This window comes from Caulobacter sp. SRI_008, from assembly GCF_057586355.1.
The window spans coordinates 392,447-413,352 of sequence record NZ_JBYCZS010000001.1 but is presented as its reverse complement, the minus strand read 5'-3'; the positions used below and the strand labels follow the sequence as shown (position 1 = coordinate 413,352).

Sequence of the window (20,906 nt, the reverse complement as noted above, 5' to 3'; positions counted from 1 at the left end):
GTCTGGATCCAGGCTTCCTTAGAACTTCGCGCGGACGCCGAAGAAGTAGCGCGAGCCGAAGGTCTCGTTGCCGATCCGGCGAGCGGCGCTGTTGTATTCGATGCGCACCTCGTCGGTCAGGTTCACGCCCTCGACGAAGACGGTGATCTTGTCGTTGACGTTGTAGCTGGCCGAGGCGTCCAGCGAGCCGAAGGCCTTGTTGAACTCCGGCAGGTTGCCGCGGCCGGCGGCCGTGATCAGCCAGTCGTCGCGCCAGTTGTACGAGGCGCGGGCGCTGAACTTGTCGTTCTCGTAGTAGAGCGAGACGTTGTAGCTCTTACGTGACAGGCCCGGGAACGGCAGAATCTCGTTGGTCAGCAGGTTGACCCCCTTGAAGCCCTTGTCCTTCTGGTAGGTGAAGTTGGCCAGGACCCCGAAGCCGTCGAACGGCGCGGGCAGGAAGTCGAAGGCGTACTGGCCGCCCACTTCCAGGCCGTTGATCGACACCTCGTCGGTGCCGTTGACCGGGCGCGAGATGGCGTAGGTCTGGCCGTCGATGACCTCCGAGGTGGTCTGGTTGATGATGAAGGACGAGATGTCCTTCCGGAAGTAGGTCGCCGAGACGAAGCTGTCCTTGGCGAAGTACCACTCCAGGCCCGCGTCGTAGGCCGTGGCCTCGAAGGGCTGCAGGTCCGGATTGCCGCGCGAGCCGGTGAAGCCGATCTGGTCGATGCTGCGACGCAGGGCCAACTGGCTGGGGGCGGCGCGGGCCATCACCTTGCTGGCGGCGGCGCGCCCGATCAGCTTGCCGGGGATGAACTCGAACCGCAGGTTCAGCGACGGCAGGGTCTTGGTGTAGCCGCCGTCCTGCTCGCCCTTGACGAAGTTGACGATCGGGGCCGAGGTCGTGCCGGTCTGCACGCGGTTGTAGCCGGTGGAGACGGTCTCGGTGTCGACCACGCGGACACCCAGCGTGCCGCTGATGCCCACGGGCAGTTCACGGAAGTCGAAGGCGGCCTGGACGTAGGCGCTGCGGGTCTTCTCCTCCACCGACCAGGTGTCGAGGAAGGCCTGGAAGGTGCCGCGGCCGCCATAGGTCTCGGCGGTGTTGGCGTTGGGATTGACGCCGTAGACGTCGTTGATCAGGCCCGCCGTCGCCAGGGTGGCGGCGTAGGTGCCCATGGTGTTGTCGTTCCATTGGCGGATGCCGCCGGAATAGCCCAGGTCGCCGGTCTCGAAGAACGGGATGCTGTTCACGATCGAGTTGATGTTGACGATGTTCTCGAGCGTCGCGCACGAGGTCGCCACCGCGACCACGGCGCCGCTGCTGGCGTCGTTGCGGCAATTCAGGCGCGTCGTGCGCTGGTAGAGGATCTGGTCGGTCTCGAACTGCCGCGCCTGGACGCCGGCCTTGATCGAGGTCAGCCACGAGCTTTCCGGCTTGTAGGTGACGTTGAACTGCTGGGCGGTCTCTTCGGAGGTGTTGTTGCGCGGGTTGAACAGGGCGTCGATCCGCTTGACGCCCTGGCCGGTGGTGACGTCCAGGCCCGGGAACGAGAAGTTCGGCGCGCCCTGGCCGCCGGTGTAGTCGACGACGGCGCGCGGCACGCCGAACACCGTGGCGGTGGAGTTGATCTCGTTGTTCTGGACCTCGGCGTTCGAATAGTCGAAGCGGGCGTCGAACACCCAGTGGTCGAGCTTCCACTCGCCGCCGACGGCGGTCGTGTACTGGGTGCGCTTCAGCCCGCCGAGGATGTTGCGGTAGGCCAGGTCCATCGGGAAGTTGGCGTCGCTGGTCAGCTCGATGTGGTTGACCGTGTTGTCGGCGCCCAGCGTGGTCTTGCTGTAGTCGATCAGGCCGCCCGAGGCGCCCAGCTGCAGGAACGAGCTGTTCACCTTCTCGCTGGCGGTGGCGTAGGTGGCGTCGAAATAGGCCTTGAAGTTGTCGGTCGGCCGCCATTCGACGACGCTGCTCAGGGCTTTGCGCTCGGTCTCGCGGCGGTCGATGATCAGGCGCGGGATCTCGGGGATCCAGTCCAGCGTGCCGTCATTGTTGACGTCGGTGCTGCGCCCGGGCGTCGCGCCCGTGCCGGTGGCCGTGGCCGCCCGGCGAATCCAGCCGGTGGTGCGGGCGTTGTTGCTGTTGAGGTGGCGGTTTTCCCAGGTGCCCGACAGCAGGACGCCCAGCTTGTCGTCGAAGAAGGTGCGGCTGCCGATCAGGGCGACCTTGGGGTCGTATTCCTTGGCCAGGTTCGAATAGACGCCCTGGATTGAGCCGGCGACATAGGGATCCTTGCTGTCGAACGGCCGGCGGGTGATCACCCGCACCGTGCCGCCGATGCCGCCTTCGGCCATGTCGGCGGTCGGCGACTTGACCACGTCCAGGCGCGAGACGAACTCGACGGGGATGTCGCGGAAGTCCACGGCGCGGTCGCTGCCGCCGACGGTGAGCGACAGGGCCGACGAGCCGTTGATCTCGACGCGGTTGAGGCTGGGATCGGCGCCGCGGATGCTGACGCCGCGACCTTCGCCGTCCTGGCGGCTGATCTGCACGCCGGTCACCCGTTGCAGGGCTTCGGAGAGGTTCTTGTCGGGGAACTGGCCGATATCCTCGGCCGAGATCGAGTCGACCACCTGCAGCGAGTTGCGCTTGGTGTCCATGGCGCTGCGCAGCGAGGCGCGGATGCCGGTGACGACGACTTCCTCGACCGCGTCGGGCTCGACGGTTTGGCCGGCCGGAGCGGCGGGCGCGGTCTGGGCGAGGGCCATGGCCGGGGCGGCGAACACGGCGGCGGCCACCGCGACGCTCGAAACACCCGCCCACAGTTGCGCGCTGGTCGACGACTTCATCGTTTCCTCCTGTGCCTGACGTGGCTCGGAGGCGACCCGGGGGAGGGCGCGACGCCGAGATCGACGGTTTTCATATTGTGGGAACTTATCCCGATAGTCGGGATGATAACCGCCTCGCTCCGGAAATGTCGAGTAGGATACGATATGTCGTATTAGAAATGGGCTGAAAGCGTCGATCTGGCCAATCGCGGCAACGTGAGGATTTGCTTGGCTTTTTCAGCGCCGCAGGTTGAGAGCGAACATACCGCCGGTATCGGAAAGGCTCGACTTGGCCCGGGTTGCGACGACCCCGGGGGCGACGTCCGAACAGCCCGCGCGGCCAAATCGAGGCCGACCTAAACAAGACCCAGCGGCCCTCCGCCGACAGTATCGGCGGCGTTCTATCCACTCCGTTTTCCAAGGACACCGTCGATGCCGATCACGGCCACCCCGACCCCTGGCGATCAACTGATCACCCCGACCGACCACACCCTGATCATGATCGACTTCCAGTCGCAGATGGCGTTCGCGACCAAGTCGATCGACCCGGTCTCCCTGCGCAACAACGCCGCCCTGGTGGCCAGCGGCGCGGCCGGCTTCGGCGTCTCGACCATCCTGACGACCGTGGCCGAGAAGAGCTTCTCGGGCCCGATGTTCACCGAGGTCACCGAGCCGTTCCCGGGCAAGGCCCTGGTCGACCGCACCTCGATGAACAGCTGGGAAGACGCCGGCGTGATCGACGAGGTCAACAAGATCGGCAAGGGCCGCATCGTGCTGGCCGGCCTGTGGACCAGCGTCTGCATCGTCGGCCCGGCGCTGTCGGCCCTGCAGCAGGGCTATGAGGTCTATGTGATCACCGACGCCTGCGGCGACATCTCCGACGAGGCCCACGAGCGGGCCGTGCAGCGGATGATCCAGGCCGGCGCGCGGCCGATGACGGCCCTGCAGTATCTGCTGGAGCTGCAGCGCGACTGGGCGCGCGGCGAGACCTACGACCTGACCACCGGCATCGCCAAGAAGTTCGGCGGCGGCTACGGCCTGGGCATCATCTACGCCAAGACCATGTTCAACGCCCACGAGGGCTGACGAACCGGCCCGCGCCGGCCGACCTTCCAGGTCGGCGCGGACCGCCTTTCAACAAGGCGTCCCAAGATGAAGATCTATCTCCTGTCGCTCGCCGCGGGCCTGGCCGTCGGGGTGTTCTACGCCCTGGTGCAGGTGCGCTCGCCGGCGCCGCCGGTCGTGGCCCTGATCGGCCTGTTCGGCATACTGGTCGGCGAGCAGATCCCGCCGCTGGTCAAGAGCCTGGCCGCCCGCCAGCCGGCCGCCGTCTCGTGGCTGCGCCATCAGGTCGGGCCGCACATGTTCGGCAGCCTGCCGGGGGCCGTGAAGCCCCCCGAACAGGCGCGCGCCGAGCCGCCCCATCCCCAAGCCTGACGTCTCCAGTTGCCTTGGCCCAATTCCCTCGGCCCCAGTTCCCCCGGAGTATCCGCATGACCTCGCCCGACCTGATCCTGCGCAACGGCCGCTTCACGACCCTCGACCGGAGCAATCCCAACGCCCAGGCCGTCGCCGTGACCGGCGGACGCTTTTCCGCCGTCGGGACCGAGACCGAGGTCATGGCCCTGGCCGGGCCGGCGACCCGGGTGGTCGACCTGAAAGGCCGCCGGGTGCTGCCGGGCCTGATCGACAACCACCTGCACATCATCCGGGGCGGGTTGAACTTCAACATGGAGCTGCGCTGGGACGGCGTGCGCTCGCTGGCCGACGCCATGGGCATGCTCAAGCGCCAGGTGGCGATCACTCCGCCGCCGCAGTGGGTGCGGGTGGTGGGCGGCTTCACAGAGCACCAGTTCGCCGAGAAGCGCCTGCCGACCATCGAGGAGCTGAACGCCGTGGCGCCTGACACGCCGGTGTTTATCCTGCACCTCTATGACCGCGCCCTGCTGAACGCGGCGGCGCTGCGGGTGATCGGCTACGACCGCGACACGCCCGAACCGCCCGGCGGCCAGATCATCCGCGACAGCCAGGGCAATCCGACCGGCCTGCTGCTGGCCAAGCCCAACGCCCAGATCCTCTACGCCACCCTGGCCAAGGGCCCGAAGCTGCCCTTCGACTACCAGGTCAACTCGACCCGCCACTTCATGCGCGAGCTGAACCGGCTGGGCGTGACCGGGGCGATCGACGCCGGCGGCGGTTTCCAGAACTATCCGGACGACTACGCGGTCATCCAGAAGCTGGCCGACGAGAACCAGCTGACCATTCGCCTCGCCTACAACCTCTTCACCCAGAAGCCCAAGGGCGAGAAGGACGACTTCCTCAACTGGACCAAGACCTCGACCTACAAGCAGGGCGACGACTATTTCCGCCACAACGGCGCGGGCGAGATGCTGGTGTTCTCGGCCGCCGACTTCGAGGACTTCCGCCAGCCGCGTCCCGACATGCCGCCGCAGATGGAGGGCGAGCTGGAGGAGGTGGTCACCATCCTGGCCCAGAACCGCTGGCCCTGGCGGATGCACGCCACCTATGACGAGACCATCGACCGGGCGCTGGACGTGTTCGAGAAGGTCAACAAGGACGTCCCGCTGGAAGGCCTGAACTGGTTCTTCGACCACGCCGAGACGATCTCGGAAAAGTCGATCGACCGCATCGCCGCCCTGGGCGGGGGCGTGGCCGTGCAGCACCGCATGGCCTACCAGGGCGAATACTTCCTCGAGCGCTATGGCGCGGCCGCCGCCGAGGCGACGCCGCCGATCGCCAAGATGCTGGAGAAGGGGCTCAAGGTCTCGGCCGGCACCGACGCGACGCGGGTGGCCTCGTACAATCCCTGGGTCTCGCTGGCCTGGATGATCACCGGCAAGACGGTGGGCGGAACCCGGATCTATCCGCAGCGCAACTGCCTGGACCGCGAGGGCGCGCTGCGCATGTGGACCGAGAACGTGACTTGGTTCTCCAACGAGGAGGGCAAGAAGGGCCGCATCGTGGAAGGCCAGCTGGCCGACCTGATCGTGCCCGACCGCGACTTCTTCGGCGTGCCCGAGGACGAGATCGCCGACATGACCTCGGACCTGACCATGGTCGGCGGCAAGATCGTCTATGGCGCTGGCGACTTCGCCAAGCTGGACGAGAACGAGGTGCCGCCGGCCATGCCCGACTGGTCGCCGGTGCGGGTGTTCGGCGGCTATGCCGCCTGGGCCGAGCCGGAGAAGGACGCCGCCCTGCGTCGCCAGGCGGCCGCGTCGTGCGCCTGCGCCAGCGGCTGCGGGGTGCACGGCCACGACCACGCCACCGCCTGGACCAAGAGCCTGCCGATCAGCGACCTGAAGTCGTTCTGGGGTGCGCTGGGCTGCGCCTGCTGGGCGGTCTGATGCGGGCCGTCCTCACCTCGCCGGCGGTGCGCTGGATCGCGCTGCTGGGCCTGTGCGCCGCCTATATCCAGGGCGGATTGACCAAGGCCTTCGACTTTCCCGGAGCCGTCGGCGAGATGGCCCACTTCGGCCTGTCGCCGGCCGCGCCCTTCGCCGTGGCGGTGATCGCGCTGGAGCTGGCCGCCTCGGCGATGATCCTCAGCGGCCGGCTGCGCTGGCTGGGAGCGCTGGCCCTGGCGGCCTTCACCCTGGGCGCGACCTTCATGGCCAACCGCTTCTGGCAGATAGCGCCGCCCGAACGCTTCGGCGCGACCAACAGCTTCTTCGAGCACCTGGGCCTAGTGGGCGGCTTCCTGCTGGTCGCCTGGCACGATCTCGATACGCGGAGCCAGGCCTCGGGAGAGGGGTCATGAGGACGCTGGCGGCCGCGGCCCTGGTGCTCGCGGCTACCGGTCCCGCCCTGGCGGCCGAGCGTCCCGCGATCAAGGTCAACCGCTGGCAGGAGGACTGGTCGGTCCTGGCCGATCCGGCCAAGCGGACCGAGCCTCTCGACGGCCTGAAATACGTCCCGCTCGGCGACGACGCCTTCCTGTCGCTGGGCCTGACCCTGCGCGAGCGGCTGGAGCTGGGCGACGCCCCGACCTTCGGCGAGGAGGCGCACGACACCAGCCTGTCGCAGCGCCTTCAGCTCCATGCCGACGCCCGGACCGGCGCCTGGCGGGCGTTCGTCATGCTGGAGGACGTGCGCGCCTTCGGCCGTCGGCATGTCGGCGGGGCCGACGCCGACCGGCTGGACCTGCGCCTGGCCTTCGTCGACCGCGTGGGCCAACTGGCCGGCGGCAAGGCGACGGTGCGGGTCGGCCGCCAGGACTTCCCGATCGACCAGCAGCGCTTCCTGTCGGCCCGTGACGGTCCGGGCGTGCGCCAGTCGTTCGACGCGGTGTGGGTCGACTGGAGCCGGGGCCCGTGGACCCTGGCCGGCGTCGTCAGCCAGCCCGTGCAATATGCCGATGACGAGGCCTTCGACGATACGTCCAGCGGCCATGTGCGGCTCGACTTCGCGCGGGTGGAACGCAAGGCCTTCGGCGGCGCTGTGTCGGCCTATGCCGGTCGTCTGGCCCGTTCGACCGCCCGCTACGGCGACGCGGTCGGGCAGGAGGATCGGCAGGTCTACGACCTGCGCTACGCCGGCAAGGCCAAGAGCCTGGACTGGGACCTCGAAGCCATGGCCCAGCGCGGCGAGGTCGGCTCGACCGACGTCCGCGCCTGGGCGGCCGGGGCGCGGGGCGGCTGGACGTTCGCGGGCGTCCCCTGGTCGCCGCGCCTTGGCCTGCAAGGCGATCTCGCCAGCGGCGACACCCGGAAGGGGGATGGGCGGCTGGGGACCTTCAACCCGCTCTATCCCAACGCCGCCTATTTCACCCGCGCCGGCTACACCGGCTACGCCAACATCGCGCACCTGAAGCCGTCGGTGACGGTGTCGCCGACCGGCAAGCTGACCGTCATGGCGGCCCTGGCCGGCCAGTGGCGGCGCACGAGCGCGGACGCGATCTACGGCCAGCCTTTCGTGGCCTATGCCGGCACGGCCGGGCAGGGCGGCCGCTGGACCGGCGCCTACGGCCACCTGCGGGCCGACTATGCTTTCAATCGGAGCCTGACGGGCACGGTCGAAGCCGTCCATTTCGAGGCCGGAAGCGCCCTGCGCGCCGCCGGCCGGGACGACAGCGACTATCTCGGCGTCGAGCTCAAGTACGGATGGTGACCATGCGTTTTCCCAGCCTCTCCAAGGTGATGAGCTTCAACGGCGGCTATCTCGACACGGTCGGGTTCCTGGCCTTGCAGGGGCTGTTCGTCGCCCATGTCACCGGCAACTTCGTCACCTTCGGCGCGGCGATGATCCATGGGGCCGACGGGGCGGTGGCCAAGCTGCTGGTGCTGCCGATCTTCTGCGCGGCGGTGGTGATCAGCCGGCTGGTCACCTTCCGGCTGGAGGCCGAGGGCCTGCCGGTGCTGCGGATCATGCTGGGGGTCAAGACCGTGCTGCTGGTCGCCGGCTCGGCCCTGGCCGTGACCCTGGCGCCGTTCGCCAAGGGCGACAGCTGGCAGCTGATCCTGGTGGCGGCGGTCTTCGTCTGCGCCATGGCCATCCAGAACGCCGCCCACCGGGTGCACATCCCGACCGCGCCGCCCACCACCCTGATGACCGGCTCGACCACCCAGATCATGCTCGACGTCGCCGAACTGATCCGCCGGGGACCCGATCGGGGGGCCTCGATCGCTCGAATCCGGAAGCTGTCGGTCGCCGTCGGCCTGTTCGCGGCCGGCTGCGGCCTGGGCGCTCTGGCCTTCGCCCTGCTGGGGCCCGCGGCCTTCTGGCCGTCGGCGGCGCTGGGCCTGCTGTCGCTGTTCTCGGACGAGGCGCGGGGCGTGGCGGTGAAGGCGGGGTGAGGAGATAGCGGTCCCATCCGGGGGCGGGATTCTTCACCCGCCTGGGTGAGTGCGCTTCACCCGTGCGGGAATGGCGCTGCGGCGCGCCTTGGTTGAGTTTGCTCCTGCGCCGGCAAGTGGTCGGCGGCGTCCTGGACTGACCACCTTCCCAAGAGAGCGACGATGCAAGCCCAGACCGTCATGACCCGCGCGCCCGACACAGGCGCCGAACCCGCCCCCGAACCGGCCCACGACCAGATCCGCCAGCTGTTGCAGCAGGCCCGCCACGTCCTGGCGACCGACCCCGCCGACGCCGAACGCTGCATCGCCGTGGCGGTGCGGCTGCTGCCGCAGATCGACGCGGCCGCCTCCCGCAGCTTCGCCCCCCAGACGGCGGGCGCGCCTGCCGCCTCGCCGGCCCTGCAACGCGGAGGCCTCGCGCCCTGGCAGGTGCTGCGGGTCAAGGCGCTGGTGGAGGCTCGGCTGGCCGACCGGGTGACCAGCGCCGAGCTGGCCGCCGCCGCCCGCCTCAGCCCCAGCCACTTTTCGCGGGCTTTCCGGGCGAGTTTCGGCGACGCGCCCAAGACCTATGTCAACCGCCGCCGGATCGCCCGGTCCAAGGACATGATGCTGTCGACCGGCGACAGCCTGGCCGCCATCGCCCTGGCCTGCGGCCTGTCGGACCAGGCCCACTTCTGCCGGATGTTCCGCCGCTTCGAGGGCCAGTCGCCCAGCGTCTGGCGTCGCCTGCGCGGCGGCGAGCGCGAGGCGGCCTGGCCGCTGATCGCGGCGGAATGATCGAGGATCCGTCGTGACCGCCACCGTCCTGCTGATCCACGGCGCCTGGCTGACGCCCAGGCACTGGGATCGCTTCCAGGACCGCTACGCCGCGCGCGGCCTGAGCGTGCTGGCGCCGGCCTGGCCGCTGCTGGACGCGCCGGTCGAGGCCCTGCGCCGCTCGCCGCCCCGCGCCTTCGGCCGGCTGAGCCTGGAGGAGGTGGTCGAAAGCTACGCAGCTCGCGCCGCCACGCTTTCGGAGCCGCCGATCCTGATCGGCCACGGCTTCGGCGGTCTCGTGGTGCAGCTTCTGCTGGATCGCGGCTGCGGCGCCTGCGGGGTGGCCATCGCCTCGACCCCGCCGTTCGGCCTGCTGGAGCGGCCGCGCGCGGCCTGGGCCCTGCGGCGGATCCTGGCCCGCTGGCGCGACTGGGACGGCGCCGCGCCGCTGAGCCCCGAGCGCTTTGCCGCCCTGTTCGCCCAGACCCTGCCCGAGGCCGACCGCCGCGCGGCCTATGCCGAGCAGATCGTGTCCGCGCCGGCCAGGGTGGTGCGCCAGGCCCTGCTCGGCCCCTGGAGGCGTCGCAAGGGAACGGGCTGTCGCCGGCCGCCGTTGCTGCTGATCGCCGGCGACGAGGACCGGGTCGCGCCGGTGGCCATGGTCGCCGCCAGCGCCCGCCAGCAGCGTCGCGCGGCCTCGCGCACCGACCTGCAATGCTTCTCGGGCCGCTCGCACTGGCTGTGCAACGAGCCGGGCTGGGAGGACGTCGCCGACTTCGCCCTCGACTGGGCTCTTGCCCATGCCCGTCCGCTGGAAGCGGCCGGCGGCGCCAATGGGCGTCCCATTCCCGCGCAGGCTTGATCGGGCCGGTTCCGCGTCAACCCCCGAAAGGGTAATGCTGCGCCGCTTTCGTGTATGGTCGCGGTTCGCCAAACACGTCACCTGTACGAGCCCCATGCGCAAGGACCGGTCCCCGGACGCCGCCGAAATGAACGAGTACCCCGCCAGCGGCGCGTCCCCTGCCAGCGACGAGCGCATCCGCGTGCTGATCGCCGACGACCACCCGATGCTGCGCGAAGGGGTGATCTCGGTGCTGGAGACGCAGGCCGACATGGTCGTGGTCGGCGAGGCCGCCACCGGCGACGAGGCGGTCGCCAGCTGGGAGGCGCTGCGTCCCGACATCACCCTGATGGACCTGCAGATGCCCGGCCACGGCGTGGTGGCGATCGAGACCATCCGCCGGGCCCATCCCGAGGCGCGGATCATCGTGCTGACCACCTTCACCGGCGACGCCCAGGCCCTGCACGCCCTGCGCGCCGGCGCGGCGGGGTATCTGCTGAAGAGCAGCCTGCGCCGCGATCTGCTGGACGCCATCCGCGGCGTCCACGCCGGCCGCCGCCATCTTCAGGCCGAGGTGGCCGAACGGATCGCCATCCACGCCATCGACGAGACGCTGAACGCCCGCGAGATCACCGTCCTGCAGCTGATCGCCAACGGCAATTCCAACAAGCACATCGCCCGTGAGCTGAACCTCTCGGAAGACACCATCAAGTCGAACATCAAGAGCATCTTCGCCAAGCTCTACGTCAACGACCGGACCCACGCGGTGACCGTGGCCGCCAAGCGCGGCATCATCGACCTTTGAGCCGGGCGGGGGGCTTCCGGACCGGACTGGCGGGCGTCGCGCTCGCCCTCAGCCTCGCGGTCTCCGCGCAGGCAACGCCGGGTCTCGAACCCCTGGCCGAGTACAAGCGCGTCAGCTGGTCGCTGGAGGGCGGCGCCCCCAGCCGGGTCAACAGCATCGGCCAGTCGAAGGACGGCTATCTGTGGATCGGCAGCGTCGACGGCCTGTTCCGCTTCGACGGCGTGGCCTTCGAGCAGATTCAGCGCGGCGGGCCAAAGCCCGGGCGGCTGAACGTCTCGCAGGTGCTGGGCGCGAAGTCGGGCGCGCTGTGGGTGGGGCTGGGCCGCAGCGGCGGGGTGGCGGTCTATCGCGACGGCCAGCTGATCGACGCCCGCATGCCCAATCCCTCGCGCGAGGTCACGAGCCTGGCCGAAGACCGCGAGGGCGGGATCTGGGTCGCCCGCGGTGGCCGCAAGCGAAACACCCTGGCCCGCTGGCATGACGGCCGCTGGCAGGAGTTCGGGGCCGAGGTCGGCGTGCCCGAGCAGGAGGTCTGGCAGGTCTTCTTCAGCCGCGACGGCGTCCAGTGGCTGGTGCTGGGCGACACGGTGCTGCGCCGCGCGCCGGGCCAGGCCCGGTTTTCGCCGACCGGCGTCAAGGTCGCCCGCCGGGCCAGCCTGGCGCAGGACGCCCTGGGGCGCCTCTGGGTGTCCGACACCAAGGGCGTGCGGCTGCTGGCGGGCGAGGCCCCGGCCGCCTCGTCGCTGACCCGGGCCTATCCGCGCCAGGACGAGGTGGGCGGCTCGAAGATCCTGTTCGACCACAAGGGCGACCTGTGGGGCGCGACCTGGACCGACGGCGTCGTGCACATTCCAGCGCCTGGCGTGGCGGCCCGCAGCGCCGACGCGGCGGGCCTGCGCATCCAGGCCTACAAGGCCGTGCACGGCCTGACCTCCGACCAGACCCATGCGGTGTTCGAGGACCGCGAGGGCAATGTCTGGTTCGGCACGGAGCTGGGTCTCGACATGATGCGGCCGGCCAGCGTGGTCGTGGAGCAGGCGATCCCGCCCAACTCCGCGCGCGGCTATCGCATGACCGCCACCCGCGACGGTACGGTCTGGGTCGCCGACGCCCACACCGTCTACGCCATCGCTCCCGGCAAGGCGCCCAGGCCGGTGGCGCGGACCAGCTGGTCGGCCGGCGCCTTGTGCGCCGACGAGAACGACGGCGTCTGGGTCACCCTGCGCGACACCGTGCTGAAGGTGCGCGCCGGCAAGGTCGAGACCTATCCCAAGCCCGCCGAGGCCAGCGCTTTCGGCTGCGCGCAGGACGCCGAGGGGCGGCTATGGATGGCCGCGCTGGACAAGGGCCTCTACTGGCGCGAGGGCGGGACCTGGAATCGCTGGCCGGGCCTGTCGCCGACCCTGGGCGTGGCCTCCAACGCCGCCGTCCAGCCCGACGGCCGGGTGGCGATCCTGTTCCGCACCCTGCCGCCGCTGCAAGGCCGGCCGCCGTTCGAGCCGCTATACAAGGAGCGCTTTTCGATCGGCGAGATCGAGGGCGTGCTGCCCGGCGCGGCGGCGCTCTATCTCAGCGGCGGCCAGGGCCTGGCCCGCCTGCGCGACGGCAAGGCCGCGACCCTCGACGCCGAGCGCTATCCGTGGCTGGCCTCGGTCAACGGCCTGGTCCAGACCCCGGCCGGCGACACCTGGACGATCGGCGACGCCGGCGTGGTGCGGATGCGCTCGGCCGATCTCGACCGCGCCCTCGACAAGCCCGGCGCGCCGCTGGCCCGGCAGGTGTTCGACTTCCGCGACGGCCTCAACAGCTTCGTGCAGAAGTCGCCCGGCGCCCAGATCGCCGCCGGCGGCGACGGGCGCATCTGGATCCTGACCCGGCGCAACGTGCTGGTCGTCGATCCGGCCCGCCTGGCGCTCAACACCGTGGCGCCGCCGGTGGCGATTCGCGCGGTGGTGGCGGGCGAGCGACGCTTCGCCGACCCCTCGGCCGTGCGCCTGGCGGCCGGCACCACCAGCCTGCGCATCCAGTACACGGCCCTCAGCTTCGCCGTGCCCGGCCGGGTGCGCTTCCAGTACCGGCTGGAGGGCGTCGACCGCGACTGGGTGGACGCCGGCGGCCGGCGCGAGGTGCTCTACAACAACCTGCATCCCGGGACCTTCCGCTTCCGGGTCAAGGCGGCCAACAACGACGGCGTCTGGAACGAGCAGGGCGCGCAGGTGGTCGTCACCATCCCGCCGACCCTGGCCGAGACCTGGTGGTTCCGCCTGCTGTGCATGGCGGCCGTCGGCCTGGCGCTGTGGGGCGTCTACGCCCTGCGGCTGCGGCGGGTGTCGGCCCAGATCAAGGACCGGCTGGAGGAGCGCGCCGCCGAACGCGAGCGCATCGCCCGCGAGCTGCACGACACCCTGTTGCAAAGCGTGCAGGGCCTGATCATGCGCTTCCAGTCGGTGGCCTATCAGATCCCCGACGACCTGCCGGCCAAGGACGTCATCAACCAGGCGCTGGACCGCGCCGACCAGATGCTGGTCGAGGGCCGCGACCGGGTGCGCGACCTGCGCGGCCGCGAGACGCGTCGTCTCGACATCCAGCTGCGCGAGCTGATGGCCGAGCAGCCGTTCGAGCCCGGCGTGAAGGTCGAGCTGGTGGTCGAGGGCGTGGCCCGCGCCATCCAGCCGTTGGTGCAGGAGGAGATCGTCCGCATCGGCGGCGAGGCGCTGTTCAACGCCGCCCGCCACGCCCGCGCCGGCCAGGTGCAGGTGCGCGTCTCGTACGGTGTGCGGCAGCTGCAGGTGACCATCCGCGACGACGGCGTGGGCATCGGCGCCAACCGCATGGCCTGGGCCAGCCGCGAGGGCCATTACGGCCTGATCGGCATGCACGAGCGGGCCAGCAAGATGGGCGCCCAACTGGCCATCGAGAGCGCCGCCGGCAAGGGCACCACCATCACCCTCAGCGTCGCCGGCGCCATCGCCTACCCGACCCAGCCCTGGCTGGCGCGGCTGGGGAGGAAGAAGCGTTAGACCTAGAGCGGGCAGTCACCCATTATCCAGCCGGCGGTTCAGGCGCTGACGCAGTCCCACGCGGTTGGCTGGCGAAGGCGGAACGGCCGAGGGCGGAGCGAGGTTGACCGGCGCCTTGCCGCCGATAATTCGAGACAGGGTCGATGCCAGCGTCGCGGGATCGTTGTCGAAGTCCCCGTGATGCCGGGCCTCGGATTGGGGGGCGCTTGGCGCAATGAACCAATTCCGCGCGCCGCCGGTCCAGAAATTCGATGGAATATTCGCTCGAACGTCGCGTTCCAGCCCCAGCAGAGGCTCCCCAATCGGCCTCAGGAGCGGGATGCGGCGCCTGCGTTCGAAGGCCGCGCTGACCAGATACAGCAGCGACTTATTATAGATGTGGGCGCAGTCGTCGTCGCGCTCCGTGGCGTCGTCCAGCGTGTAGAGGTCGAAGGCGGCGATCGATTTGTCTTTGATCAGAGGCTGATAGATCTTGTCGAACAGCTCGATCGTGCAAGCCGGGGCCCACAGTGAAACGCTCGTGACGGGCACGCCCTCTTCGGCCAGATGCTGGGCCAGGTAGGCGTGCAGAACCGCGCCGGCGCTGTGCCCCGCCAGATGGATCTCGTCTATTTCTCCCGCCTGCAGCGCAGTCTTCAGATGCTTGGCCAGCAACCGCGCCGCCCCCTTCTTTTGGGTTGTGCAGCCCTTGGCGTTCTCCTTCATCTCGTCCCAAAGCGCCTTGCCGCCGAGCAGGCCGGCCAGCGGTTCGAGCGTGTCGTCGATCCGGTCGAGCATGAAGTCCTTCGCGGCGTCGAGCGGGCCTTCGTTTCGGCGCCGGCTGACGGCCTCGCGGAGGATGTTGCCGAGGGTCGTCCAGGCGTCTGATCGCCAGACGATCGAGATGGGGTAGACCTCGTGGGCCAGGGCGGGGGAAAGACGGTTGGCCGCGTACTGGATCGCCGAGCTTTCGGGGTGCAGGCCGCCGTGCGCGTAGATCAGAACCCGTTTCTTGGGCCAGTTCGCCGTCTTGTCTTTGAGGGTCGTACGGACGATTTCCTCCAAGGCCTTCTCGGTCAGCCCGTAGTCGCCCTTCTCACGCAGCACGCCGTCATTTCCCGCCGTCACGATATGAGGACGCAGGTCGGCATAGACATAGGTTTCATAGCTGCGCGGCGCGGCCGAATTGATGTTGGCCGCGTTGCTGGATCCGGAGAACTGCACCGGAGCGCCCAGTCGGGCCACCCAGACATCGGTTCCGTTGGAAAGCCAATCGTCATAGCTCAGCCGGACCAGGCCCCCGGAGCCCCAGGTCGGGCCCCAGCTGTTCTGGATCCAAAAGCCTGTCTGGTCGTAACCGACGATGGCGAAGGCATGACCGCCCAAGACTCCTTCCTGCCACGTGATGTCGGTGTCGCCCGGCTTTACGTTGAGCCAGCCTTGATGAGTCAGCGCGCTGGCGTAGAGGACGCCGACTTCGCTGATGGCCGAGTGCATGGCCACGAGATCAGCATGGTTCACCCGAAAATAGGCGCCCAGCGGGCGGAGGAAGGCATTGTCGGCTCGGGCGACGTTGAGGTTCGCCTTGAGGTTGGAGCTTGGCCACTCGGTCTCGGCGCAGACGCCGTGCTTGTGCCAGCCCTTCATGGCGCCGCGCGCGCTGGAGCCGGTATAGTCTTCACCGGGCCACTCGTCATAGCGCTTGGCCATGACGTAGAGCATGCGGGCGCTCACCCCGGCATGCGGCGCGGCCGGGTCGACCTTCGTCAGAAGATAGTTGGCCACGGTCGCGAGCCCATACCCTGTGCAGGCGCCTTCATTGCCCTGGTCCAGAACCGGCAATCCGAGATTGCGGTAGGCCTGAAGGTCCGATGTCGGCCGGACCTCGACCAGGCTCGGGACGTACATCGTGTCGCGGAAATCGATGGTGTCGGGCAGCGCGTCGAAAGTGCGCTTGATCTTGCTGACCATACCAAATCCCCCCCAGGATTGTGTACGGCAATGGTTACTCAAGGTTGTTTTTTAGTCAATCAAGAGTCGTGTAATTGCGGGGGTGTTTCTCTTGGTTGTGTGCGGCCCTAGCTCTTCAACCACACCGCCACGGCCGACAGGGTCACGCAGGCGACCACCGTGGTCAGGGCCACGACCCTCGCGCCGCCGCGGGCGAAGACGTTGTAGGCGCGGGTCTGGATGAAGACGTTCACCGCCGTCGGGGTCGCCGCCAGCAGGGTGGCGGCCAGGCGGAAGGCGGCCGGAGCCGGGGTCAGGCCGACCACGGTCCAGACCAGCAGCGGCAGGACCAGCAGCTTGGCGAGGGCGGCGGCGATTACCGGGCTCCAGCGCGGGGCGGGAACGTCGGCCTCGACCGGCAGGCCCAGCACCACGCCGAGCGCCACCAGGGCGACGGGGCTGCCCGAGACGGCGGCCGCGCCGACCGCGCGGTCGAGCACGCCGGGCAGTTGCAGGCCGATCAGGGCCAGGGCCGCGCCGAACAGGGCGGCGGCGACGATCGGGTTGCGGAACGCCTGCATGGTCGAGCGCCAGACCGAGCGCCCGCCGGCCCAGCCGAGCAAGGCGACCCCAAGAGCGGTGGCCAGCACGAAGTCCACGGCCACGAGGCCCGCGCCCAGGCGGGCGATCTCGGGGCCGAACACGGCCGCCGCCACCGGCAGGCCCAGGAACGCGCTGTTGCCGACGCCGGCGGCCATGGCCGTGCCGGCCCGCTCCTCGCGGGTCCAGCGCAAGGTCAGGCCCGCCAGCACCAGCAGGCCCATGATCGCCGCCAGGCAGCCGGCGTAGGCGGCGAGACCCAGGGTCAGGTCGTGGCCCGGACGGCCCATGCGCGACAGGGAATGCACCAGCAGGGCCGGGAAGCCGATCCAGTAGACGTAGGCGGAAAGGCCCTGGGCCATGCGGCCGTCGAACAGCCGCAGCCGCGCCAGCACCACGCCGGCCCCGACCAGCATGAAGAACGGCAGGGCCCGCGCCAGGACCTCCAGCGTCAGGGCGATCACGCCGGATGCGCCTTGGCGGGCGGGAACAGGGTCATGCGCGAGGGCCTCGGCGGAAAACGCGGGGTCGCTGATACCACCCGTCCCGCGCCGGGGTCAAAAAGCGTCGCTGCGACCGTACCCGCTTCAATGAGGAGGGAAGATAGAGCTAGGTCCGGACGGCTTACCGATCCTTCATTTGCCACCGCCTTTTGGTTGAGTTTCAACGGGTCTCCTCCTCGCAAGGACGCGAACCGATGCTCGACCGCCGCCGACTGCTCGCCCTGGCCGCCGTGGCGGGGGCGTCGCCGTCCCTGGCGGTGGCGCGCCAGGTTTCGGACCTGCCGGCTGGTCCCGTCGATCCGGCGGCGGTGCTGGCGGAGACCGGCGCGCCGGCCGTTGCGGGCCTGGTCTCCGGCGCCGAGCGGACGGTCCTGGCCGCCGTCGGCGGGGTGCGCCGGATCGGGGCGCCCGACCCGGTCGAGGCGCGCGACCCCTGGCACATCGGCTCCAACACCAAGGCGATGACGGCGGCGCTCTACGCCCGGCTGGTCGAGGCCGGCCAGGCGAAATGGGGCGCGCCCCTGGGCGCGCTGTTTCCTAGCGTGAAGCTCGACCCGGCCTGGCGCGAGACCACGATCGAGCAGCTGATGAGCCACAGCGCGGGCCTTCGCGACGGACCGGTGATGGCCGGCGCATGGCTGGTCCGCGCCAACCTCGACAAGCGGCCGCTGCCCGTCCAGCGGGCCGAGGTCGCGGTGCAGGTGCTGTCCGCGCCGCCGACCGGCAAGCCGGGGACGTTCGAATACGCCAACTTCAACTACGTGCTGGCGGGCGCGGCGATCGAGGCGATCACCGGCGTCGCCTGGGAGGAGGCGATCCGCACGCGCCTGTTCCAGCCGCTGGGGATCGAAAGCGCCGGTTTCGGCGCGCCGAAGGGCGACGTCCCCTGGGGGCACGTGTCCGCGCCGGGCGGCGGGCTGACGCCGGTCGACCCGGCGGGTCCGGCCGACAATCCGCCGGCGCTCGGTCCTGCCGGCACGGTGCACATGACGATCCAGGACCACGCCCGCTTCGCCCGGCTGTTCCTGAAGGACAACGCGATCCTGTCGGCCGAAAGCATCCGTCGCCTGACGACGCCGGCGCCGGGCGCGACCTATGCGCTGGGCTGGGGGATCGTGCCGGAAAAGCCCTGGAGCCGCGGCCCGATCCTGGCCCACGAGGGCTCCAACACCCTGTGGCACGAAGTGGTGCTGATCGCGCCCGGCCGCGGCGCGGCGATCATCGCCGCGACCAACGCCGGACCGGAGGCGTCGAAGGGCGCGGCCATCAAGCTCGCCCAGCAGTTCCAGAAGGCCTACGTGGCCTGAGGGGCGCCTAGGTCGGATCGATATTCAGGAACTACAGCCGATTTTTCACCGAGCATCCCCGCGAAGGCGGGGACCCAAGCCGAGTCCGCAGGTGACCCACGGCCGGGCCGCCTCTTGAACGTCTGCTTGGATCCCCGCCTTCGCGGGGAAGGACGGATTTGGGGTCGCAAGCAGATGGAGGTTGGTTCCGCCTACCGCTCGTCGCCGGGCAGGCGGATGTGGACCAGCTTCCACTCGAACAGCGCCCGGCGCTGGAAGGTGAAGATCGTCGCCTTGTCCTTGGCGCCTGGCCGGCGCACGGCGATGCGGACGCGGTTGGGGTCCCAGTAGGCGATGGTCGGGTAGGGGCCGCGCACGACGGCTTGCATGCGGGCCAGCACCGTTTCTGGACGCGGCGGCGACAGCGGGGCCGCGCCGGGGGCGTAGCCGCGGGTCAGGGCCTGCAGGCCCGGGACGGTGAGATAGCGGTCGACCTTGGGCTCGGGCGGGGCGATCGGCTCGATGGCGCGCTTGAAGACGCCCAGCGGGTTGCTCCAGATCGACGGGGCCTCGGGCTTGGCGGCCGGAGCCTGCTCGTCCAACTGGCCGGTCAGGCTGCGGCGCACCGAGGGAAAGTCGACCAGCTCGCCGATCGCCTGCACGTCCTCGTACTGGGCGGCCGCCTTCAGGGCGCGGAACGCGAACCAGGGCGCCGTGGCGTAGGCGGCGGCGAACACGAAGATCGCCAGGACGATGAGGTCCCAGATCCGCTTCTGCAAAGTCATTGCGCCCCCGCACGGTTAACGCCGCCTAGAATGGGCATTCATGCCCTTCCTGCAAGGGCGTTCGCGCGCCGGGAGTTCCATTGATGGAATCCGCTTTCCTGACGGGCCTGGGCGCTCTATGGGGTCGCCGCTCGCGGTCTGGCTTAAGCGCCCGCCGCCCCTGAGGAATTTCCGGAGCGCCCATGGCCGGCCTGCGTCTCGCCGATCTTTTCCGCTGCAAGCCCGTAGGCGCGATCGCGGCCGAGGGGGACGACAATCCCAACGACCTGTCCGGCGAACTGCACCGCTCGATCGGCCTGTTCCAGCTGACCATGCTGGGCGTCGGGGCCACGATCGGCACCGGCATCTTCGTGGCCCTGACCACGGCCGTGCCGCTGGCGGGGCCGGCGGTCATCGTCTCGTTCGTCATCGCCGGCGTCACCGCGGCCCTGACGGCCCTGTGCTACGCCGAGCTCGGCTCGACCATCCCGGTCTCGGGGTCGTCCTACTCCTACGCCTACGCCACGCTGGGCGAGTTCGTCGCCTTCCTGGTCGGGGCGTGCCTGCTGCTGGAATACGCCGTCTCGGCCTCGGCCATCGCCGTGGGCTGGGGCCAGTACCTGAACGAGCTGTTCTTCGACCTCTTTCAGTGGCGCCTGCCCGAGGCCCTGGCCGCGCCGCCCGGAGCGGGCGGGGTGTTCAACCTGCCGGCGGTGGTGCTGGTGGGCTCGTGCATGGTGCTGCTGCTGCGCGGGGCCAAGGAATCGACCACGGTCAACGCCGTGCTGGTGGTGGCCAAGCTGCTGGTGCTGCTGTTCTTCGTCGTGATCGCCTTCACCGGCTTCCGGTCGGAAAACCTGACGCCGTTCGCGCCGATGGGCGTGGCCGGGATCGGGGCGGCGGCCTCGTCGATCTTCTTCTCCTACATCGGCATCGACGCGGTCTCGACCGCCGGCGACGAGGTCGAGAACCCGCGCCGCAACCTGCCGCTGGGCGTGGTGCTGAGCCTGCTGATCGTCACCGCCGTCTATGTGCTGGTGGCCGTGGCCGCCGTCGGCGCCCAGCCCTGGACGGCCTTCGCCGGCCAGGAGGCGGGGCTGGCGGTGATCCTGCGCAACCTGACCGGCGCGGGCTGGACCTCGCTGATCCTGTGCCTGGGCGCGATCATCTCGATCTTCAGCGTGACCCTGGTCGTCATGTACGGCCAGACCCGCATCCTGTTCGCCATGAGCCGTGACGGCCTCTTGCCGCGCCTCTTCCAGAAGACCGACCCGCGCACCCGCACGCCGGTCTGGAACACGGTGATCGTGGCGGCCTTCATCGCCTTCCTGGCCGCCTTCGTGCCGCTGGACGTGCTGGTCAACCTGACCAGCATGGGCACGCTGATCGCCTTCGCCATCGTTTCGGCCGGGGTGATCATCCTGCGCCGCACCCGGCCCGACCTGCCGCGCGGCTACAAGGTGCCGCTCTATCCGGTGCTGCCGGTGCTGAGCGTGGCCTTCTGCCTCTACCTGATCATCGGCCTGCCGTGGGACACTTACCTGCTGTTCGGCCTGTGGGCGGCGGCGGCCTGCGTCATGTACTTCGGCTACTCGCGCAAGCACTCGAAGCTGGCGGCTGCATCTTAACTCCCGTCATTCCCGCCCTTGTGGCGGGAACCCCTCTGTCAGCCGCAGGTGCGGATGGGGCGGCGTGCTCAGCACGCCGCTTGCGCTGCCCTCGCGAGCGGAACCAGGGTTTCCCGCCACAAGGGCGGGAATGACGGGAGAAAAGGAGTT

At 69.8% G+C, this 20,906-nt stretch carries 16 protein-coding genes; 12 read left to right on the top strand and 4 right to left on the bottom strand.

Going from position 1 to position 20,906, the window contains the following annotated elements:
• Positions 1 to 18: 18 nt before the first annotated feature.
• Entirely contained in the window at positions 19 to 2,829 is a 2,811-nt protein-coding gene (locus AC2YHT_RS01990; RefSeq protein WP_487287914.1) for a TonB-dependent receptor, read from the bottom strand.
• Between the two features lie 411 nt (positions 2,830 to 3,240).
• On the opposite strand from AC2YHT_RS01990, the gene AC2YHT_RS01985 reads away from it, so the two are divergent.
• The 10 genes from AC2YHT_RS01985 (at position 3,241) to AC2YHT_RS01940 (ending at position 14,046) form a co-directional block, all read left to right on the top strand.
• A complete protein-coding gene (locus tag AC2YHT_RS01985; RefSeq protein WP_487287913.1) occupies positions 3,241 to 3,894 on the top strand; it encodes a hydrolase in 654 nt (217 codons plus the stop codon).
• A 66-nt stretch (positions 3,895 to 3,960) separates the two neighbouring features.
• Complete coding sequence (locus AC2YHT_RS01980; protein ID WP_110121531.1) at positions 3,961 to 4,245, top strand: XapX domain-containing protein; 285 nt, start codon at positions 3,961 to 3,963, stop codon at positions 4,243 to 4,245.
• Between the two features lie 56 nt (positions 4,246 to 4,301).
• Positions 4,302 to 6,176, top strand: coding sequence for an amidohydrolase (locus AC2YHT_RS01975; RefSeq protein WP_487287912.1), 1,875 nt, complete (start codon positions 4,302 to 4,304; stop codon positions 6,174 to 6,176).
• Positions 6,176 to 6,589, top strand: coding sequence for a DoxX family protein (locus AC2YHT_RS01970; protein ID WP_487287911.1), 414 nt, complete (start codon positions 6,176 to 6,178; stop codon positions 6,587 to 6,589). The genes AC2YHT_RS01975 and AC2YHT_RS01970 overlap by 1 nt, the downstream gene beginning before the upstream one ends.
• The gene (locus AC2YHT_RS01965) at positions 6,586 to 7,938 is read left to right on the top strand and encodes an alginate export family protein (RefSeq protein ID WP_487287910.1); all 1,353 of its coding nucleotides are present in this window, start codon (positions 6,586 to 6,588) and stop codon (positions 7,936 to 7,938) included. The genes AC2YHT_RS01970 and AC2YHT_RS01965 overlap by 4 nt, the downstream gene beginning before the upstream one ends.
• A gap of 2 nt (positions 7,939 to 7,940) precedes the next feature.
• Positions 7,941 to 8,624 carry a YoaK family protein gene (locus tag AC2YHT_RS01960; protein ID WP_487287909.1) on the top strand — a complete coding sequence of 228 codons (684 nt, stop codon included), beginning with the start codon at positions 7,941 to 7,943 and terminating at the stop codon, positions 8,622 to 8,624.
• Positions 8,625 to 8,786: 162 nt separating this feature from the next.
• Positions 8,787 to 9,401: a helix-turn-helix domain-containing protein gene (locus AC2YHT_RS01955; protein WP_487287908.1), complete on the top strand. Its 615-nt coding sequence runs from the start codon at positions 8,787 to 8,789 to the stop codon at positions 9,399 to 9,401.
• Between the two features lie 13 nt (positions 9,402 to 9,414).
• A complete protein-coding gene (locus tag AC2YHT_RS01950) occupies positions 9,415 to 10,242 on the top strand; it encodes an alpha/beta hydrolase (RefSeq protein ID WP_487287907.1) in 828 nt (275 codons plus the stop codon).
• A 127-nt stretch (positions 10,243 to 10,369) separates the two neighbouring features.
• Entirely contained in the window at positions 10,370 to 11,026 is a 657-nt protein-coding gene (locus tag AC2YHT_RS01945) for a response regulator transcription factor (RefSeq protein WP_110121527.1), read from the top strand.
• Positions 11,023 to 14,046, top strand: a complete 3,024-nt coding sequence (locus AC2YHT_RS01940) for a sensor histidine kinase (protein WP_487287906.1) — start codon at positions 11,023 to 11,025, stop codon at positions 14,044 to 14,046. Before AC2YHT_RS01945 ends, AC2YHT_RS01940 begins: the two co-directional genes overlap by 4 nt.
• 15 nt (positions 14,047 to 14,061) lie before the next feature.
• On the opposite strand, the gene AC2YHT_RS01935 is transcribed toward AC2YHT_RS01940, so the two are convergent.
• A complete protein-coding gene (locus AC2YHT_RS01935) occupies positions 14,062 to 15,996 on the bottom strand; it encodes a C1 family peptidase (RefSeq protein WP_487287905.1) in 1,935 nt (644 codons plus the stop codon).
• A 107-nt stretch (positions 15,997 to 16,103) separates the two neighbouring features.
• Entirely contained in the window at positions 16,104 to 17,039 is a 936-nt protein-coding gene (locus tag AC2YHT_RS01930; protein ID WP_487287904.1) for an AEC family transporter, read from the bottom strand.
• A 233-nt stretch (positions 17,040 to 17,272) separates the two neighbouring features.
• On the opposite strand from AC2YHT_RS01930, the gene AC2YHT_RS01925 reads away from it, so the two are divergent.
• Positions 17,273 to 18,385 carry a serine hydrolase domain-containing protein gene (locus tag AC2YHT_RS01925; protein ID WP_487287903.1) on the top strand — a complete coding sequence of 371 codons (1,113 nt, stop codon included), beginning with the start codon at positions 17,273 to 17,275 and terminating at the stop codon, positions 18,383 to 18,385.
• Between the two features lie 191 nt (positions 18,386 to 18,576).
• On the opposite strand, the gene AC2YHT_RS01920 is transcribed toward AC2YHT_RS01925, so the two are convergent.
• Positions 18,577 to 19,149: a DUF2939 domain-containing protein gene (locus AC2YHT_RS01920; RefSeq protein WP_487287902.1), complete on the bottom strand. Its 573-nt coding sequence runs from the start codon at positions 19,147 to 19,149 to the stop codon at positions 18,577 to 18,579.
• A gap of 182 nt (positions 19,150 to 19,331) precedes the next feature.
• Here AC2YHT_RS01920 and AC2YHT_RS01915 point away from each other — a divergent pair, with 182 nt between their 5' ends.
• On the top strand, positions 19,332 to 20,756 hold the full coding sequence (locus AC2YHT_RS01915; protein ID WP_487287901.1) for an amino acid permease: 1,425 nt from the start codon (positions 19,332 to 19,334) through the stop codon (positions 20,754 to 20,756).
• Positions 20,757 to 20,906: the final 150 nt, after the last annotated feature.

What these genes read in the sequence shown, in the direction of transcription:
- AC2YHT_RS01990 (WP_487287914.1), bottom strand. Translation starts at nt 2,829, where the DNA reads ATGAAGTCGTCGACCAGCGCGCAACTGTGGGCGGGTGTTTCGAGCGTC.
- AC2YHT_RS01985 (WP_487287913.1), top strand. Translation starts at nt 3,241, where the DNA reads ATGCCGATCACGGCCACCCCGACCCCTGGCGATCAACTGATCACCCCG.
- AC2YHT_RS01980 (WP_110121531.1), top strand. Translation starts at nt 3,961, where the DNA reads ATGAAGATCTATCTCCTGTCGCTCGCCGCGGGCCTGGCCGTCGGGGTG.
- AC2YHT_RS01975 (WP_487287912.1), top strand. Translation starts at nt 4,302, where the DNA reads ATGACCTCGCCCGACCTGATCCTGCGCAACGGCCGCTTCACGACCCTC.
- AC2YHT_RS01970 (WP_487287911.1), top strand. Translation starts at nt 6,176, where the DNA reads ATGCGGGCCGTCCTCACCTCGCCGGCGGTGCGCTGGATCGCGCTGCTG.
- AC2YHT_RS01965 (WP_487287910.1), top strand. Translation starts at nt 6,586, where the DNA reads ATGAGGACGCTGGCGGCCGCGGCCCTGGTGCTCGCGGCTACCGGTCCC.
- AC2YHT_RS01960 (WP_487287909.1), top strand. Translation starts at nt 7,941, where the DNA reads ATGCGTTTTCCCAGCCTCTCCAAGGTGATGAGCTTCAACGGCGGCTAT.
- AC2YHT_RS01955 (WP_487287908.1), top strand. Translation starts at nt 8,787, where the DNA reads ATGCAAGCCCAGACCGTCATGACCCGCGCGCCCGACACAGGCGCCGAA.
- AC2YHT_RS01945 (WP_110121527.1), top strand. Translation starts at nt 10,370, where the DNA reads ATGAACGAGTACCCCGCCAGCGGCGCGTCCCCTGCCAGCGACGAGCGC.
- AC2YHT_RS01935 (WP_487287905.1), bottom strand. Translation starts at nt 15,996, where the DNA reads ATGGTCAGCAAGATCAAGCGCACTTTCGACGCGCTGCCCGACACCATC.
- AC2YHT_RS01925 (WP_487287903.1), top strand. Translation starts at nt 17,273, where the DNA reads ATGCTCGACCGCCGCCGACTGCTCGCCCTGGCCGCCGTGGCGGGGGCG.
- AC2YHT_RS01920 (WP_487287902.1), bottom strand. Translation starts at nt 19,149, where the DNA reads ATGACTTTGCAGAAGCGGATCTGGGACCTCATCGTCCTGGCGATCTTC.
- AC2YHT_RS01915 (WP_487287901.1), top strand. Translation starts at nt 19,332, where the DNA reads ATGGCCGGCCTGCGTCTCGCCGATCTTTTCCGCTGCAAGCCCGTAGGC.